Raw genomic sequence first — 16,657 nt, 5'->3', positions numbered from 1 at the left:
ACGAGTCCCTATGACCGAAGCGATCTCCCTGACTGTTAATGGCCGCTCGTACGAGCTGGCAATACCGCCGGACACTCCCCTGTTGACCGTCCTGCGCAATGACCTGGAGCTCAATGGCCCCAAGTACGGCTGCGGCCTGGGCGAGTGCGGTGCCTGCAGTGTGCTGATCGACGGCATGGCCGCCCGGGCCTGTGTGCTGCCGGTTTCGGTCGCGGTCGGGCATGAGATCCTTACCCTCGAGGGCCTGGCCAGCGAAGGCCGCCTCGACCCCGTCCAGCGCGCCTTCATCGATGCCCAGGCCGCCCAATGCGGCTACTGCCTCAATGGCATGATCATCAGCGTGCGCGCCCTGCTCAATCACACTCCTCGGCCCTCATCGGCCCAATTGCGGGACGCTCTGGAGTACAACCTCTGTCGCTGCGGCACCCACGTGGAGATCCTCGAGGCGGCGAATCGCGCCGTGGCAATCAACGCCGCAGAGTCGCCGGAGGCGCCCCATGAGTGATCGGCAGCCCCCCACCCCCCGGGCTGAACCCAATGAGCTCCCCGCTCCGCTGGCGTCGCCCAAGCGCTTTGGCGTAGCGGTAAGGCCGCCCCACTATGCCTGGAACGGCGAGCACTTCGTCAGCGATCGACTGGTAGCCGTGGATCGGACCAGCGTGGCGGGCCTGCCGGGCCGGGTTGAAGTCGTCACCGAGGGCGATTTCGTGGGCGTGGTGGCCGACAGTCTGGCCGCAGCGCAAGACGCCGCGCGTCGCCTGCGGCTCGAATGGCGGGCGCCCTCCGGCGCAGGTCAAGGTGGCGCCGCCCCGCTTCCCATGGCAACCGGGGCGGCGTCCCGGGAGCTGGCGGCTGAACATGACGAGGTGACCTCGGCCCATCGCCATGACTATGGCTGGCCGAGCCGCCTGCGCTGGGGCGATACCCCCGGCTGGGTGGTGGCCGATTGCTCCGATCAACGCCTGATGCTGTGGGGAGAGACCGTCACGCCGGAGGCCTTGATCCACGACCTGGTGACCCTCACCGGTCTGCCGGCCGAGCGGATCGAACTCTACGGGAACACCCCGGCGCGGGTCTCCGGCCTGGGTCGCCACTGCGGTGACGACGCCGCCGCGGATGCCGCAGTGATGTCCCGGCAACTGGGCTGCCCCGTGGCGGTATGGCTGGATGCCGCCTACACCCGTGATGTGCATGCCCTGGGCCAGGCACAGCGCATCACCCTGAGCGCCGACTTGGCGGAGAGCGGCGATATCGCCGACTACCGCTACCATCAGGCCCATGCCTCGGGCGATATCGCCGCCGTGGGCCTGTGGCTCTGCGGCAGGCCGCCCATCCGGCGGACCGAAGCCGGCGGAACACCGCCCTTCTCGCCCTATGCCTTCAGTAGCGCCCAACTGACCACCCGCCGCGACGATCATGGTGCCGGTCGGCACAGCGAGAGCCTCGCCGAGATTCAGCAGGCCTTTGCCCGGGAATCCTTTCTGGATGAAGTGGCCCACGACAGTGGTCAGGACCCCCTGGCGCTGCGGCTACGTCACCTCGACAATGCCCGTGGCGTCGAGCTGATCGCCTCGGTGTCGCAGCGTGCCCGGTGGGGCGAAGCGCTGTCGTCCGCTGCCTCCACATCGCCGGATCGGCTGCGCGGTCGCGGCTTCGCCTATGCCCAGTTGCCCAACCGCCATCAACGAATCCCGGAAGGCGTGCGCTCGGCCTGGATCGCCGACGTGGAGGTCAACGGTATCACCGGCGACGTGACCTTGACTCGGCTGGTGGTCGGCCAGGACGCCGGCCCCGAGGTAGATACGGATCGCCTGCAGCAGACACTGCAGACCCGGGTGCTGGGTAGCGCTCGCCCGCTGCTGGGACGCGACCCGGCCTTCGACGAATGGGGCGATGGCAGCGAGGACGCTCGGAATGTCGACCCGACGCCTGTCGGTGCGCTGGCGACCCGCACCGACATGCCAACCAAGGAGAGCGCAGACGGCGAGGCGACGACCTCGCTGCCGCAGCCGCTCGACGACGTGAATCTTGCACCCGGCGTGGCGGTGATCGCCAATGCGCTGTTCGATGCCACCGGCGTGCGCTTCCGCCAGCCACCCTTCACCGCCGGCCGCGTACGTCAGGCTCTCCAGGACCAGGCCAATCCCTTGCAGGAAGAGGCACCCGGCAGACCGACCCGGCGCCCCGGACGCCGCTGGCTCAAGGCGGCGGCCCTGACCGCGGTGGCCGGCACGGCGGTCATGGCCTGGCCCTGGAAGGGAGCGATTGCACCGATCAACCGCCCCGCGGCCAACCTCTATTCCGCCGAGACCATCGAACGCGGACGCCTGGTGGCCGCGGCCGGCGACTGTGCGGCCTGCCATACCGCCGAGGGAGGTCGGGAGAATGCCGGTGGGCGCGCCTTCGAGACGCCCTTCGGGACCCTCTACAGCACCAACCTGACGCCCGACGAGGGGACCGGGATTGGCCAGTGGTCCTATGCGGCCTTCGAACGCGCCATGCGTCACGGCATCAGCCGCGATGGCAAGCATCTTTATCCGGCCTTCCCTTACCCGGCCTTCGCCAAGATCAGCGATGCCGACATGCAGGCGCTGTATGCCTACCTGATGGCGCAGCCCGCGGTGAGCGCCGAGACACCGGCCAATGCGCTGAGCTTTCCGTTCAACTTCCGACCATTGATGGCCGGCTGGAACGCTCTCTACCACGACCCCAGCCCCTTCGAGGCCGATCCTGGCCAGAGCGATCTCTACAACCGCGGCGCCTACCTCGCCGAGGGCCTGGGGCACTGCAGCGCCTGTCACACGCCGCGCAACGCCATGGGGGCCGAGCGGAAGGGAGAGCACAGCCTGGCCGGTGCCATGGTGGACGGCTGGGAGGCCCCGCCGCTCAATCGGTTATCAAGCTCGCCGATTCCCTGGAGCGAGGCCTCCCTCTACGATTACCTGCGCCACGGCGCGTCGTCACTGCATGGAGCGGCCTCGGGCCCCATGGCACCGGTGGTGGCCGGCCTGGGCAAGCTGCCCGAGTATGACGTACGCGCCCTGGCTCACTATGTGGCGGTTCAGATGGGCGCACCGGCGGGCGATAGCGAGACCGTACGAGCCGACGCCGCGGCGCGCATCGCCACGGCTCAAAGCGGCCCCGTTGGCATGGAGGAGGGAGAGCGCCTGTTCGGAGGGGCCTGCGCCAGCTGCCATATGGATAGTGGCGCGCCTTCCTTCACCAGCGCCCAGACCGCGCTGGCATTGAACACCAACCTACATAGCCAGCATCCCGACAACGTCATCCAGTCGATCCTGGGTGGCGTGCATGCCGACCATGTACCCGGTCTCGGCAATATGCCCGGTTTCGCCGACAGTTTCAGCGACTCCCAGGTCGTCACCCTGACGGCCTATCTACGGGCGCGTTTTGCGCCCGACCAAGCCCCCTGGCGAAACATCGAGTCGCGCGTGACGACGATTCGCCAGCATAACAACAGTCCTTCCCCCCACCCCTGACGCAACAACAAGACGAGGTTGATCATGAAAAGAAGCAAGTGGATATGGCTGGTCTGGGCAGTGGTCCTGCTCTGCTACCTGGTTCCCTACACGCTGTTGACCGATGTGCAGGCATGGTATGGCAGCTTCCTGTTCTGGACGATTGCCGGTCTCGCGGTCATCGCTCTGAACCTCTTCATCACCAAGGACTTCGAGGAGCACAGCAATGACTGAGTCACTGATCTGGTGGTCGATCGCCATCTACCTCTTGATTGCCATCGGCATCGCCATCCTATCGCGCCAAGGCAAGTCGGAGAGCATGTCGGGCTACTTCCTGGGTAACCGGCAGATGAACGGCTTCGTGTCGGCGTTGAGCTATAGTGCGACGACCTACAGTGCCTTCATGATGGTGGGGCTCGCCGGGCTCACCTACGCCGGTGGCGTCGGCGCCCTGGGCTTCGAGATCATCTACTTCGCGGGTGTCTCGCTGGTGGCCATCTTCGGGCCGAAGTTCTGGGCCGTCGGCAAGAAGTTCAACTTCGTGACCCCGAGCGAGATGCTGGGGCACCGCTACAACAGCAAGCGGGTCGCCATGGCGGTGTCGGTCGCCAGCTGCATCTTCCTGATTCCCTATGCGGCAGTGCAACTGGCGGGGGTCGGCTACCTGCTGCAAGGCACCACCAACGGCGCTATTCCCTTCACCACCGGGGTGATGCTGGCCACGGCGATCGCGATCTTCTTCTCCTATGTGGCAGGCATTCGCTCGGTCATGTGGACCGACTCGCTGCAGGCGATCATGATGATCGTCGCCTCGACACTGGTCGCCTTCCTGGTCATCCAGGGACTGGGTGGCTTCGCCGCTCTGTTCGATGCCCTGGCCACCGAGCACCCCCAGTCGCTGACGGTACCGGGCTCCGGCCTGTTCAGCTTCATCACCTTCCTCGGCCTGACCATCCCCTGGTTCTTCTTCAGCCTGTCCAATCCCCAGGTCAGCCAGCGGCTGTTCATGCCTTCCTCGCTGCGCTCCATGCGGCAGATGCTGATCGGCTTCCTGGTCTTCGGCTTCATCTACACCCTGGTGTCGGTCCTCTGGGGCTTCTCGGCCCTGGCCGCCTTCCCGGGCCTGGAAAGCGCCGACCTGGCCACACCATCGCTGCTGGCGTCCGAGTTCGTGCCGCCGGTGCTGGGCGTCATCGTGATGATCGGCATCATGGCCGCGGCGGTCTCCACCATCGACTCGATCATGCTGACCCTCTCCTCGATGCTGGCGCGTGACGTCTATGCCAATGTCAAACCGGGTGCCAGCGAGAAGCGTCAGCTGCTGGTCGGCAAGATCGTCATTCCGGTAATCGCGCTCATGGCGCTGGGCTTCGCCGAGCTACAGCTCGACCTGATCGCGGTACTGTCGGTGGCGGCCTCCTCCGGGTTGGTGGCCATGGTGCCGGCGATCATCGGTGCCTTCTATTGGAAACGCGGTACTGCCGCCGGCGCTCTGGTGAGCGTGCTGGGCACCGGCGCCTTCGTACTGTTCGTCTACGCCATCGGCAACTCCTTCCTGGGACTCCCCGCTGGGATCTGGGGAATCATCGCCTCCAGCGTACTATTCGTTGGCGTAAGCCTTGCTACCCAACCATGCCAAACTTCTGCCGATAATTTTATGGAAGCTATCAAGGAAGAGCTTTCAAAAAAGTCACAGAAACCCAAGGAAAGCGAGACAGAATTTCCTCCATCACTTCAGAGTAAAGTCCAGTAGCAACACGGACACACTGCACACAAACCAATAGCGTAAGTAGCGCTCGACAGGGGGGCGAAATCGCCCCCTGTCCTAGAGCGCTCAACTACCAAAGGCGGCATGCCAACAATCAACTCTCATTCAAGCCAGATTCGCACGACGTATCCCAAGCCTTGAACCTCAACCACCTACCTGAAGCGGAGAACATTATGGACCAGGCGAGCTTTTCAGAAATTTGCCTTCATCAGCTAAAAATGTCGGGCGTTCACGAAGGCGAAAAAGTGATCGTTCTAACACAGGGAAATGAAAGAATAGACTACGCTGACGCATTCATGGCGGCAGGACAGAGGATTGGAGCCAAAATGTATCACATGCGCTTGCCAGCTCCACTACCTTCTGGAGGCTGGAATGTCGGCATCAACAGCTTATCAAGCATGCCTGAGGCAGTTGACGCATTGAAACAATGCGACATGCTGATAGACTGTATTTTTCTGCTTTTTTCACCAGAGCAAATGGCCATACAGGCAGCGGGGACGCGCATACTCACTGTCGTAGAGCCCCCGGAACTTCTGGCCAAAATGCTTCCTAACCAAGAGCTAAAGGAGAAGGTCGAGATAGCCGGCGAACTTCTTTCAAAAGCAAAGGTGATGCGTATCACTTCAGCTCATGGCACGGATGTCACATACAAACTAAACACTTACCCTACCGTCACAGAGTACGCCTGTACAGACGAGCCGGGACGATGGGATCATTGGCCGTCAGGGTTTGTTTTTACAGGCGGGGACGACGACGGCGTTGATGGTCAGATCGTCGTTGCTCCCGGTGACGTCCTGCTGCCCCAAAATATCTATGTCCGCGAGCCGATTACCTACACGATAGAAAAAGGGTGGATTACAGATATTCGAGGAGGACTTGATGCCGATATCGTTAAATCGTATATGAAAGATTTCAATGATGAACGTGGCTTTGGTATGAGTCACGTCGGCTGGGGAATGAACCGAGATGCCAAATGGCATAGAATGGTTCCAGGAGAATTCCCCGGCGGCATGGGCATGGAACCCAGAAGCTTTTATGGGAATGTCATGTTTTCAACAGGTCCAAACAATGAGCTTGGCGGAAAAAACGATACGGCCTGTCACTTGGACATTCCCATGAGGAACTGTTCTCTATTCCTCGATGACAACCCCATTGTCATCGACGGCGATATCGTAGACAAGGAGATCAGCATCCCAAGAAGGTAGCCACCCTGTACCTGCAGGTATCGAATACAGAGTGGCTTATGAGGGATGCCAATAGGCAAGGGGGATTTGCCAACTCAGCAGATTAATAAGCCGGCACTGGAGGCACAGGAGCCGGCAAACTACGAGGGCAGCCCCCATCAGCGCACGGGAAGACGGCTCAGGGCGTCAGCGCCATCCATACGGTCTTGAGTTCGGTGTACTCCGCCAGGGAGTGCAGGGACTTGTCGCGGCCGTTGCCGGACTGCTTGACGCCGCCGAAGGGCACCGTCATGTCCGGGTCGGCCCAGTTGTTGACGAAGACCTGACCGGACTGGAGCTTGCGGGAGAGGCGCATGACGCGGTCGATATCCTGGCTCCATAGCCCCGCGGCCAGGCCGTAGTCGCTGTCGTTGGCCATGGCCACGGCCTCGTCCTCGTTGTCGAAGCCGAACACCGCGAGCACCGGGCCGAAGATCTCCTCGCGGCCGATGGTCATGGCCGGCGTCACGCCGTCGAAGACGGTCGGCGGAATAAAGTAGCCGGGGCCGTCGAGGGCCTTGCCGCCGGCACGCAGCCGGGCGCCCTCCTCGCGGCCCTTGGCGATATAGTCGAGCACCCGGCGATACTGGGTCTCGTCCACCATCGCACCCATAAAACTTGCGGGGTCGAGCGGATCGCCGGGCTGCATGCCCCTGGCGGCCTCGATCACCTGGTCGACGAAGGCCTCGCGGATCGAGTTCTCCACCAAGAGCCGCGAGCCGGCGATACACACCTCGCCCTGGTTGTGGAAGATGGCCGCGGCGGCGTGCTGGGCCACCTGGTCCAGGTTCCTGCAGTCGGCGAATACCAGGTTGGGGCTCTTGCCGCCGCACTCCAGGTAGACCCGCTTGAGGTTGGACTGGCCGGCATACTGCATCAGTTGCTTGCCCACCTGGGTGGAGCCGGTAAAGGCCAGGCAGTCGACCTCCATGGACAGCGCCAGGGCCTTGCCCACGGTATGGCCGTAGCCCGGCAGCACCTGGAAGACGCCCCGCGGCAGGCCCGCCTCCTTGGCCAGTTGGGCCAGGCGCAGCGCCGAGAGCGGCGACTTCTCCGAGGGCTTGAGGATCACGCAGTTGCCGGCGGCCAGCGCCGGGGCGATCTTCCAGGCGGTCATCATCAGCGGGAAGTTCCAGGGCACGATGGCCGCCACCACCCCCAGCGGCTCGCGCAGCACCAGGCCCAGGCTGTCGTCGCCGGTGGGGGCCACCTCACCGTAGACCTTGTCGATGCCCTCGGCGGTATAGCGCAGGCAGCCAATGGCCCCGGCGATATCGCCCAGCGAGCTCGACACCGGCTTGCCCATGTCCAGGGTATCGAGCAGCGCCAATTCATGTTGATGCGCCTCCATCAGCTCGGCGAGCCGCAGCAGCACCCGCTTGCGCTCGGCCGGCGCCAGCCGCGACCAGTCGCCCCGGGCATGGGCACTGCGGGCCGCGGCCACCGCGAGCTCGGCGTCGGCGGCGTAGCAGCTGGCAACCTGCGCCAGGGTCTCGCCGCTGGCCGGGTTGAGGGTGGCCAGGGTCGTGCCGCTCACGGCCTCGACGAAGGCGTCGTCGATAAAGGCGCGGGTCTCCAGGCTCGAGATCACGGCGTCGGCCAGGGCCTGCCAGTCGGCCTTGGTGGTGGGAGACTGAACGGACTCGATGGCACTCATTGGCTCGCCTCCAGGGTGTTTGCGCGTTCCAGCATGGCGTCCAGGAGCACCTGGGCGCCCAGGGCGCAGTGCTCCGGGGTGGCGTACTCCGCCTCGTTATGGCTGATGCCGTCGCGGCAGGGGATGAAGATCATCGACGTGGGGGCGACCCGGGAGACATAGACGGCGTCGTGGCCGGCGCCGCTCATCATGCGGCGCCAGGGCACGCCCTGGGCCCGGGCGGCCCGCTCCACGGCCTCGATGCAGCCGGCATCGAAGACCACCACCGGCGAGGCCCAGAGGCGCTCGCTCGCGGTCTCGATGCCGAAGGCCTCGGTGAGGGCGGCCAGCTCCCGGTCGAAGCGCGCCTCCAGGGCGTCCAGCTCGGCTTCGTCGACGTGGCGCAGATCCACGGTCAGGCGCACCTCGCCGGGAATCACGTTACGCGACGGGCTGTCGATCTCCAGGCAGCCGAAGGTGACCTTGGTGCCGCCACTGGTATCCGCCAGCGCATGGCCCTGCAAGCGGTCGATCAATCGGGCGCACGCGGCCAGGGCATCGCGACGATAGGCCATGGGGGTGGGGCCGGCATGGGCCGGCTGGCCGCGCAGGGTCACGTCGAACCAGCGCATGCCCTGCACCCCGGTGACCACGCCGATGGCCTCGCCCTCCTCCTCCAGCACCGGGCCCTGCTCGATATGCAGCTCGAAGAAGCTCGCCAGGCGCGGCTCGCCGAGGGGCATCTCGCCGGCGAAGCCGCTGGCCTCCAGGGCCTGGCCCAGGGTCACGCCGTCACGATCCGCCCGCGACAGGGTGTACTCCTCACTGAACTCGCCGGCGAAGGCACCGGAGGCCACCATGGCCGGGGCGAAGCGACTGCCCTCCTCGTTGGTCCACACCACCAGTTCCAGCGGCCGCTCGGTGACGATGCCCTGGTCGTGCAGGGTGCGGAACACCTCCAGGCCCGCCAGCACCCCGAGGATGCCGTCGAAGCGCCCGCCCCTGGGCTGGGTATCCAGGTGGCTGCCGGTGGCTACCGGGTCGAGATCGTCGCGCTTGCCGGGGCGGCGGATAAAGAGGTTGCCGACCCGGTCGACCCGCAGGCTGCAGCCGATCGCCTCGCACCACTCGATCAGCAGGCGCCGCCCGGCGGCGTCCTCCTCGGTGAGCGCCAGGCGGCAGCTGCCGCCGTTCGCGGTGGGGCCGATCTCGGCCATGGCCATCAGGCTCGACCAGAGCCGCTGGCCGTCGATGGAAACCGTCATAAGGTGCCTCCCCCGTTCTTGTGAATGGTGCTTGTTGCTTGCTGCGGAATGGCTACACCTTAGGCGGCCCCCCGAGCGCGCCGATATACCCCAATCAGGATATACAGGCGGCACCCTCGCCCTGCTTAGGCTGGCCCTGTCGGTCACCACGAGACACCGAGAGAGGAGCCCCTCATGACAACGACAGCGACCCCCGCCCGCCCCACCCAGCCGACGCGGCACTACGACGCCCAGGCGCTATGGCAGAAGGACAAGGATCATTTCATCCACCCCTTCACCGACTTCAGCGTCTTCCACGACAAGGGCTGCGACCTGATCACCGACAGCGACGGCATCTACGTCTCGGATGCCCACGGCAACCGTTTCATCGACGGCATCGCCGGCCTGTGGTGCGTCAACGTGGGCCACGGCCGCGCCGAGATCGGCCAGGCCATGGCCGACCAGGCCACCCGCATGGCCTACTTCTCCACCTTCAACAACCTCTCCAATGCCCCGGCGACGGAGCTGGCGGCCAAGCTCGCCGAGCTGGCCCCGGCCCACCTCAACCACGTGTTCTACAGCTGCGGCGGCTCGGCGGCCAACGACGCCACCATCCGCCTGGTGCACTACTACTTCAACCGCCTGGGCAAGCCGAACAAGAAGCGCATCCTGTCACGCCGTAACGCCTACCACGGCACCACCTACCTGGCCGCCAGCCTGACAGGCATCGAGAGCAACAACTGGGACTTCGACACCCTCGACCACCTGGTCACCCATCTCAGCGAAGCCAACCTCTACCGCCGCCCCGAGGACATGAGCGAGGCGGACTACTGCGACCAGCTGGTGGCCGAGCTGGAAGAGACCATCGAGCGCCTTGGTGCGGATAACATTGCCGCCTTTATCGCCGAGCCGATCATGGGCGCCGGCGGCGTGCTGATGGCGCCGAAGGGCTACCACGCCCGCATGCAGGCGGTGTGTCGCGCCAACGACATCCTCTTTATCGCCGACGAGGTGGTCACCGGCTTCGGCCGCCTGGGCCACTTCTTCGCCTCCGAGGCGGTCTTCGACACCCGGCCGGATATCATCAACTGCGCCAAGGGGCTGTCGTCGGGCTATGCGCCCCTGGGCGCCACCCTGATCTCCGATGACCTCTTCGAGGTGCTGGGCACTCCCCAGCGCAAGGGCGGCGTACTGAGCACCGGCTTCACCTACTCCGGTCACCCGGTGAGCTGTGCGGCGGCGCTCGCGAACATCGAGATCATGGAGCGCGAGGGGATCTGCGCGAACGTGCGCGAGGTGGGGCCTTATCTGGAGCGGCAGCTCAAGACCCTGGCGGGTCACGCCACTGTAGGAGACGTGCGGGGGAGCCACTTCATGCTGGCCATCGAGAACGTCGCCGACAAGGCCACCAAGGCACTGCTGCCCGTGGAGGCGCGGGTCGGCGACCGGGTCGCCGCCGAGGCCCAGCAGCGCGGCCTGATCATCCGTCCGGTGGGCCACCTCAACATTATCTCGCCGCCGCTGATCTGGGACCGCGAGGTGGTCGACCGGGTGGTGGCGATCCTCGACGAGGCCTTCGCCGCCACCACGGCCTCTCTACGCGCCGACGGCTTCCTCTAAGAGCGGCTTTCACCACCCAGCGAAGGAGATGAGCTTTGCCGGCGACAAGTCTGTGCGAGGGCGCTGTGAACCCGTCCATGGGCGCTACTTTTGCCGTCCCTGGCAAAAGACCCTCGCTTCGTCTTGCCCCCGGCGCTCATCTCTCTGCCCCAAGGCCGGCTGACCGGCACTTGAGACAACGACCACAACGATAATAGAGAGTCTTGTATGGAAAGTTTTGGTGCCTGGAGCCTGCTCCCCACCGCCGTGGTGCTGGGCATGGCCATCATCACCCGCCGCACCATCGAGTCGCTGCTGGCCGGTGCCCTGGTGGGCCTGCTGATGGTCGAGCCCACCCGGGTCGTGAGCCAGGGCTCCGATATCCTGCTCGAGGTGCTGGGCAACGACACCGTGACCTGGATCATCCTGGTCTGCGGCCTGTTCGGCAGCCTGATCGCCCTGCTGGTCAAGACCGGCGGCGTGCTGAGCTTCGGCGATGCGATCACCCGGCGCATCCATGGTCGCCGCCAGAGCCTGCTGGCCACCTGGCTGCTCGGCCTGGTGATCTTCGTCGACGACTACCTCAATGCGCTGACCATCAGCGCCTCGATGAAGAAGATCACCGACCGCTTCAATATCTCGCGCGAGAAGCTGGCCTACGTGGTGGACTCCACCGCCGCGCCGATCTGCATCCTGGTGCCCTTCTCCACCTGGGCGGTGTTCTTCGCCGGCCTGCTGGAGGACAACGACGTCGCCGGCAACGGCATGGGCCTCTATATCGAGGCGATCCCCTTCATGTTCTACGCCTGGGTGGCCGCCGCCATCGTGCCGCTCGTCGCTATCGGCGTGATCCCCGATCTCGGCCCGATGAAGGCCGCCGAGGCCCGCGCCGCCGCCGGCCGGCTGATGCCGGAAGGCGTCGACGACAACGCCCTGGAGGTCGAGGACACCGGCGGCAAGCGGCCGCACCTGCTCAACTTCCTGCTGCCCATCGCCACCCTGATCGGCTTCACCTGGTACTTCGAGATCGACATCCTGCGCGGGGTGATCGTGGCGCTGGCGGTGACCCTGGTGCTGATCTTCGGCCAGCGGCTGTTGAGCTTCCACGACACCTTCGACACGGCGCTGGAGGGCTTCAAGGCGATGATCATGCCGCTGGGGACCCTGGTGGCCGGCTTCACCCTCAAGGAGGTCAACGACGTGCTGGGGCTCACCGGCTACGTGATCGCCACGGTGCAGCCACTGATGACGCCCGGGATGCTGCCGGCGGTGGTGTTCGTCACCATGGCCTTCCTGGCCTTCGCCACCGGCTCCTTCTGGGGGCTGTTCGCCGTGGCCATGCCCATCGTGCTGCCGCTGGCGGCGAGCATGGACAGCCATATGCCGCTGGTGATCGGCGCCCTGATCTCGGCCAGCGCCTTCGGCAGCCACGCCTGCTTCTACGGCGACTCCACCGTGCTCTCCGCCCAGGGCAGCGGCTGCACCCCCATGGCCCATGCCCTGACCCAGCTCCCCTATGTGCTGATCGCCGCGACTATCGCCGCCGCCGTCTTCCTGATGGTGGGCCACCTGTGAGAACGACCATGACACATCCCCTCGAGACCGATAACGTCGCCACGCCGAACGGGACACCCACCCCCGCGGCCCTGGGCTTCGCCATGCCCGCCGAGTTCGCTCCCCACGACGCCTGCTGGATGCTGTGGCCCCAGCGGCCCGACACCTGGCGCCTTGGGGCCAAGCCGGCCCAGCAGGCCTTCGTGGCGGTGGCCAACGCCATCGCCGAGAGCGAGACAGTGTATGTCGGCGTCAACGACGACCAGTACGAGAACGCCCGCCACCAGCTGCCACCCCGGGTGCGGGTGGTGGAGCTCTCCAGCAACGACGCCTGGATGCGCGACGTGGGGCCCACCTTCCTCACCCACCCCGACGGCCGCCTGGCCCTGGTCGACTGGGAGTTCAACGCCTGGGGCGGCCTCGAAGGTGGGCTCTACTTCCCCTGGGACAAGGATCGCCGTATCCGCACCAAGATCGCCGAGATGCTGGGCATTCCGCGCTTCGCGGCGCCGGTGGTGCTCGAGGGCGGCGCCCTCCATGTGGACGGCGAGGGCACCCTGATCACCACCGAGGAGTGCCTGCTCAACGCCAACCGCAATCCCTCACTCGACCGCGCGGGGATGGAGCGGGTCCTGCGCGACACCCTGGGGGTGGAGAAGGTGATCTGGCTGCCTCGGGGCTGTCATCTCGACGAGACCGACGGCCACGTGGACAACCTCTGCTGCTTCGTCGCCCCCGGCGAGGTGGCCCTGACCTGGTGCGACGACGAGAGCGACCCCCAGCATGCCATCTCCCGGGAGGCGCTGGCGGTGCTGGAGAATGCCACCGATGCCAAGGGGCGGCGCCTGAGGGTGCACAAGCTGCCCCAGCCGGGGCCGCTGCATATCGCCGAGGACGAGGCCAGCGGCATCGACCGCCTCAGCCACTCGCACCCGCGTCGGCCCGGCGACCGCATGGCCGGCTCCTACGTCAACTTCTACATCGGCAACTCGGTGGTGGTGATGCCGCTGCTCGACCCGGCCCATGACGAGACGGCCCGGGAGATCCTCCAGGGGCTCTTCCCCGGGCGCCAGGTGATCGGCGTGCCGGCCCGGGAGATCCTGCTCGGCGGCGGCAACATCCACTGCATCACCCAGCAACAGCCGCGGCCCTGAGGCGAGCCGCCGGCACGACGACGCCGGCCTCGAGGGCCGGCGTCGTCGTGCTGCTCACGATACCCGGGATATCAGGTCGACAGCGCTATCCAGACGCTCTTGAGTTCCGAGTACTCCTCGAGGGAGTGGTGGGACTTGTCGCGGCCGTTGCCCGACTGCTTGACCCCGCCGAAGGGCACCGTCTGGTCGCCGCCGGCCCAGTTGTTGACGAACACCTGCCCCGACTGCAGCCGGCGCGTCACCCGCAGGATGCGGTCGATGTCCTGGCTCCACAGCCCCGCCGCCAGGCCGTAGACGCTGTCATTGGCCATGGCCACGGCCTCCTCCTCGCTGTCGAAGCCGAATACCGAGAGCACCGGGCCGAAGATCTCCTCGCGGCCGATGGTCATGGCCGGCGTCACGCCGTCGAACACCGTGGGCGGGATAAAGAGCCCCTGGCCCTCGATGGCCTGGCCACCGGCGCACAGCCGGGCGCCCTCCTCCACCCCCTGGCGGATATAGTCGAGGATGCGTCGGTGCTGGGCCTCGTCGACGATGGCGCCCATGAAACTGGCCGGGTCGAGGGGGTCGCCGGGCTGCATGGTCTCGGCTGCTTTCAATACACGCTCGACGAAGGCCTCGCGGATCGAGTTCTCCACCAGCAACCGGGAGCCGGCGATGCACACCTCGCCCTGGTTGTGGAAGATCGCCGCGGCGGCGTGGCGGGCGACCCCGTCGAGATCCTTGCAGTCGGCGAAGACCAGGTTCGGGCTCTTGCCGCCGCACTCGAGATAGACCCGCTTGAGGTTCGACTGGCCGGCGTACTGCATCAGCTGCTTGCCGGTGCCGGTGGAGCCGGTGAAGGCCAGGCAGTCGACCTCCATGGAGAGCGCCAGCGCCTTGCCCACGGTGTGGCCGAAGCCGGGCAGTACCTGGAAGACGCCGCGGGGAATGCCGGCCTCGTGGGCCAGCTGCGCCAGCCGCAGTGCCGAGAGCGGCGACTTCTCCGAGGGCTTGAGGATCACGCTGTTGCCGGCGGCCAGCGCCGGGGCGATCTTCCAGGCGGTCATCATCAGCGGGAAGTTCCACGGCACGATGGAGGCCACCACCCCCAGCGGCTCGCGCAACACCAGCGCCAGGCTCTCCTCGCCGGTGGGCGCCACCTCGCCGTAGAGCTTGTCGATGGACTCGGCGTTGTAGCGCAGGCAGGCGATGGCGCCGGCGGTGTCGCCCAGCGAACTCGATACCGGTTTGCCCATGTCGAGGGTATCGAGCAGCGCCAGCTCGTGCCTGTGCGTCTCCATCAACTCGGCGAGCCGGAGCATGACCTTCTTGCGCTTGCCCGGCGCCAGCCGCGACCAGTCGCCACGCGCGAAGGCCGCCCGGGCATGCCCCACGGCGAGCTCGGCGTCGGCGGCGTCGCAGCTGGCGATGCGGGCCAGGGTCTCGCCGGTGGCGGGATTCAGGGTCTCGAAGGTCTCGCCGCTTGCCGCGTCGACGAAGGCGTCGTCGATAAAGGCGCGGCTCTCCAGCGTCAGGGGCTGTGTCAAGGACTGTGCCAGGGCGTGCCAGTCGTCACGGGTCTTGGGGGCCTCGATGCTCATGCGGTGGACTCCTCGGAAACGGGTTGGCGAAGCTCGGCCAGGCGGGCGGCGGTCGCGTCCAGGGCCGCGCGGGCCAGGCGCACCAGCTCATCGATCTCGCCACGGGTGATCACCAGCGGCGGCGAGATGATCATGGTATCACCCACCGAACGCATCACCAGGCCCAGCTCGAAGCAGATGTCACGGCACAGGTTGCCGGCGGCGAGCGACTTGTCGAAACGCCCGCCGCCGGCCTTGTCGGCCACCAGCTCCAGCGCCCCGACCAGCCCCAGCGAGCGGGCCTCGCCGACGATGGGGTGGTCGGCCAGCTCCGCCCAGCGGCGGGCCAGATAGGGGCCGAGATCATCGCGCACCCGCTCGACGATGCCCTCGGCGTCCATCAGCTCGAGGTTCTTCAACGCCACCGCGGCACAGGCCGGATGGCCGGAGTAGGTGAAGCCGTGGAAGAACTCGCCGCCCTCCTCGATCAGGGTCTCGGCGACGCGGTCGCCCACCAGCACCCCGCCGATGGGCAGGTAGCCCGACGACAGCCCCTTGGCGATGGGCATCAGGTCGGGCTTCAGGTCGTAGTGGATGCTGCCGAACCACTCGCCCAGCCGGCCGAAGCCGCAGATCACCTCGTCGACCACCAACAGGATATCGTACTTCGCCAGCACCGCCTTCACCGCCGGCCAGTAGCTGGCCGGCGGAATGATGGCGCCGCCGGCCCCCTGCACCGGTTCGGCGAGGAAGGCGGCGACGTTCTGCTCGCCGAGCTCGAGGATCTGCGCCTCGAGGGCCTCGGCGCAGGCGCGGCCGAAGGCCTCGGGGTCCTGGTTGCGGCCTTCAGCGAACCGCCCTTCACCAAACCAATAGGGCTGGCGCACATGGGCGATCTTCGGCACCGGCGGGCCGCCCTGGTCGTGCATGGGCGCCATGCCGCCGAGGCTCATGCCGGCCAGGGTAGAACCGTGGTAGCCGTTCTCCCGGGCGATGATCCACTGCTTCTGCGGCTGGCCCTTCAGCGCCCAGTAGCGGCGCACCATGCGCAGCATGGTGTCGTTGGCCTCAGACCCCGAGCCGGTGAAGAAGACATGATTGATATGCGCGGGGGCGAGGTCACACAGCTTCGCGGCCAGCCTGACCGCCGGGGGGTGGGTGGTCTTGAAGAAGTTGTTGTAGTAGGGCAATTCCTGCAGTTGGGCGGTGGCGGCGTCCACCAGTTCCTGGCGGCCATAGCCGAGGTTGACACACCACAGGCCAGCCATGCCGTCGAGGATGCGATGCCCCTCGCTGTCATGGATATAGACCCCCTCGGCACGGGTGATGATGCGGCTCCCCTCCTCGCCCAGGGCCTTGAAGTCGGTGAAGGGGTGCAGGTGGTGGGCGCGGTCCAGCGCCTGATACTCATGGGTGTGAACGTCAGGGGTCTGCATGGATG

Annotated in this window: 12 protein-coding genes; 8 read left to right on the top strand and 4 right to left on the bottom strand. The window is 66.2% G+C overall.

From position 1 onward, the window contains the following. The first annotated feature begins 10 nt into the window (after positions 1–10). From QLQ85_RS05775 to QLQ85_RS05755, 5 genes are all read left to right on the top strand, one after another. Positions 11–505: a (2Fe-2S)-binding protein gene (locus QLQ85_RS05775; RefSeq protein ID WP_282738112.1), complete on the top strand. Its 495-nt coding sequence runs from the start codon at positions 11–13 to the stop codon at positions 503–505. Further along, entirely contained in the window at positions 498–3,497 is a 3,000-nt protein-coding gene (locus QLQ85_RS05770) for a c-type cytochrome (protein WP_282738111.1), read from the top strand. Before QLQ85_RS05775 ends, QLQ85_RS05770 begins: the two co-directional genes overlap by 8 nt. Positions 3,498–3,521: 24 nt before the next feature. Beyond that, positions 3,522–3,710 (top strand): hypothetical protein, encoded by a 189-nt coding sequence (locus tag QLQ85_RS05765; RefSeq protein ID WP_282738110.1) that lies wholly within the window; start codon positions 3,522–3,524, stop codon positions 3,708–3,710. Next, positions 3,703–5,229, top strand: coding sequence for a sodium:solute symporter family protein (locus QLQ85_RS05760; protein ID WP_282738109.1), 1,527 nt, complete (start codon positions 3,703–3,705; stop codon positions 5,227–5,229). The genes QLQ85_RS05765 and QLQ85_RS05760 overlap by 8 nt, the downstream gene beginning before the upstream one ends. Positions 5,230–5,417: 188 nt before the next feature. Next, positions 5,418–6,449: a M29 family metallopeptidase gene (locus tag QLQ85_RS05755; protein ID WP_282738108.1), complete on the top strand. Its 1,032-nt coding sequence runs from the start codon at positions 5,418–5,420 to the stop codon at positions 6,447–6,449. A gap of 157 nt (positions 6,450–6,606) precedes the next feature. On the opposite strand, the gene QLQ85_RS05750 is transcribed toward QLQ85_RS05755, so the two are convergent. Together QLQ85_RS05750 and QLQ85_RS05745 are read right to left on the bottom strand one after the other, a co-directional pair. Further along, positions 6,607–8,124 (bottom strand): aldehyde dehydrogenase, encoded by a 1,518-nt coding sequence (locus QLQ85_RS05750; protein WP_282738107.1) that lies wholly within the window; start codon positions 8,122–8,124, stop codon positions 6,607–6,609. Further along, on the bottom strand, positions 8,121–9,368 hold the full coding sequence (locus tag QLQ85_RS05745) for a M20 family metallo-hydrolase (protein ID WP_282738106.1): 1,248 nt from the start codon (positions 9,366–9,368) through the stop codon (positions 8,121–8,123). The genes QLQ85_RS05750 and QLQ85_RS05745 overlap by 4 nt, the downstream gene beginning before the upstream one ends. Before the next feature lie 174 nt (positions 9,369–9,542). Here QLQ85_RS05745 and QLQ85_RS05740 point away from each other — a divergent pair, with 174 nt between their 5' ends. The 3 genes from QLQ85_RS05740 (at position 9,543) to aguA (ending at position 13,654) form a co-directional block, all read left to right on the top strand. Beyond that, positions 9,543–10,967 (top strand): aminotransferase, encoded by a 1,425-nt coding sequence (locus tag QLQ85_RS05740; protein WP_282738105.1) that lies wholly within the window; start codon positions 9,543–9,545, stop codon positions 10,965–10,967. A gap of 207 nt (positions 10,968–11,174) precedes the next feature. Next, a complete protein-coding gene (locus tag QLQ85_RS05735) occupies positions 11,175–12,521 on the top strand; it encodes a Na+/H+ antiporter NhaC family protein (RefSeq protein ID WP_282738104.1) in 1,347 nt (448 codons plus the stop codon). 8 nt (positions 12,522–12,529) lie between these two features. Next, complete coding sequence (aguA, locus tag QLQ85_RS05730; protein ID WP_282738103.1) at positions 12,530–13,654, top strand: agmatine deiminase; 1,125 nt, start codon at positions 12,530–12,532, stop codon at positions 13,652–13,654. 71 nt (positions 13,655–13,725) lie between these two features. Here aguA and QLQ85_RS05725 read toward each other — a convergent pair whose 3' ends face one another. Both QLQ85_RS05725 and QLQ85_RS05720 read right to left on the bottom strand, forming a co-directional pair. Beyond that, positions 13,726–15,237, bottom strand: a complete 1,512-nt coding sequence (locus QLQ85_RS05725; RefSeq protein ID WP_282738102.1) for an aldehyde dehydrogenase — start codon at positions 15,235–15,237, stop codon at positions 13,726–13,728. Continuing rightward, positions 15,234–16,652, bottom strand: a complete 1,419-nt coding sequence (locus tag QLQ85_RS05720) for an aspartate aminotransferase family protein (RefSeq protein WP_282738101.1) — start codon at positions 16,650–16,652, stop codon at positions 15,234–15,236. Before QLQ85_RS05720 ends, QLQ85_RS05725 begins: the two co-directional genes overlap by 4 nt. Between the last annotated feature and the right edge of the window lie 5 nt (positions 16,653–16,657).

The sequence above is a fragment of the Halomonas kalidii genome, from assembly GCF_030010475.1.
In the GTDB taxonomy this organism is placed as follows: Bacteria; Pseudomonadota; Gammaproteobacteria; order Pseudomonadales; family Halomonadaceae; genus Halomonas; species Halomonas heilongjiangensis.
This window is presented reverse-complemented; position numbering and strand designations above follow the sequence as displayed.

What these genes read in the sequence shown, in the direction of transcription:
- QLQ85_RS05775 (WP_282738112.1), top strand. Translation starts at nt 11, where the DNA reads ATGACCGAAGCGATCTCCCTGACTGTTAATGGCCGCTCGTACGAGCTG.
- QLQ85_RS05770 (WP_282738111.1), top strand. Translation starts at nt 498, where the DNA reads ATGAGTGATCGGCAGCCCCCCACCCCCCGGGCTGAACCCAATGAGCTC.
- QLQ85_RS05765 (WP_282738110.1), top strand. Translation starts at nt 3,522, where the DNA reads ATGAAAAGAAGCAAGTGGATATGGCTGGTCTGGGCAGTGGTCCTGCTC.
- QLQ85_RS05760 (WP_282738109.1), top strand. Translation starts at nt 3,703, where the DNA reads ATGACTGAGTCACTGATCTGGTGGTCGATCGCCATCTACCTCTTGATT.
- QLQ85_RS05755 (WP_282738108.1), top strand. Translation starts at nt 5,418, where the DNA reads ATGGACCAGGCGAGCTTTTCAGAAATTTGCCTTCATCAGCTAAAAATG.
- QLQ85_RS05750 (WP_282738107.1), bottom strand. Translation starts at nt 8,124, where the DNA reads ATGAGTGCCATCGAGTCCGTTCAGTCTCCCACCACCAAGGCCGACTGG.
- QLQ85_RS05745 (WP_282738106.1), bottom strand. Translation starts at nt 9,368, where the DNA reads ATGACGGTTTCCATCGACGGCCAGCGGCTCTGGTCGAGCCTGATGGCC.
- QLQ85_RS05740 (WP_282738105.1), top strand. Translation starts at nt 9,543, where the DNA reads ATGACAACGACAGCGACCCCCGCCCGCCCCACCCAGCCGACGCGGCAC.
- QLQ85_RS05735 (WP_282738104.1), top strand. Translation starts at nt 11,175, where the DNA reads ATGGAAAGTTTTGGTGCCTGGAGCCTGCTCCCCACCGCCGTGGTGCTG.
- aguA (WP_282738103.1), top strand. Translation starts at nt 12,530, where the DNA reads ATGACACATCCCCTCGAGACCGATAACGTCGCCACGCCGAACGGGACA.
- QLQ85_RS05725 (WP_282738102.1), bottom strand. Translation starts at nt 15,237, where the DNA reads ATGAGCATCGAGGCCCCCAAGACCCGTGACGACTGGCACGCCCTGGCA.
- QLQ85_RS05720 (WP_282738101.1), bottom strand. Translation starts at nt 16,652, where the DNA reads ATGCAGACCCCTGACGTTCACACCCATGAGTATCAGGCGCTGGACCGC.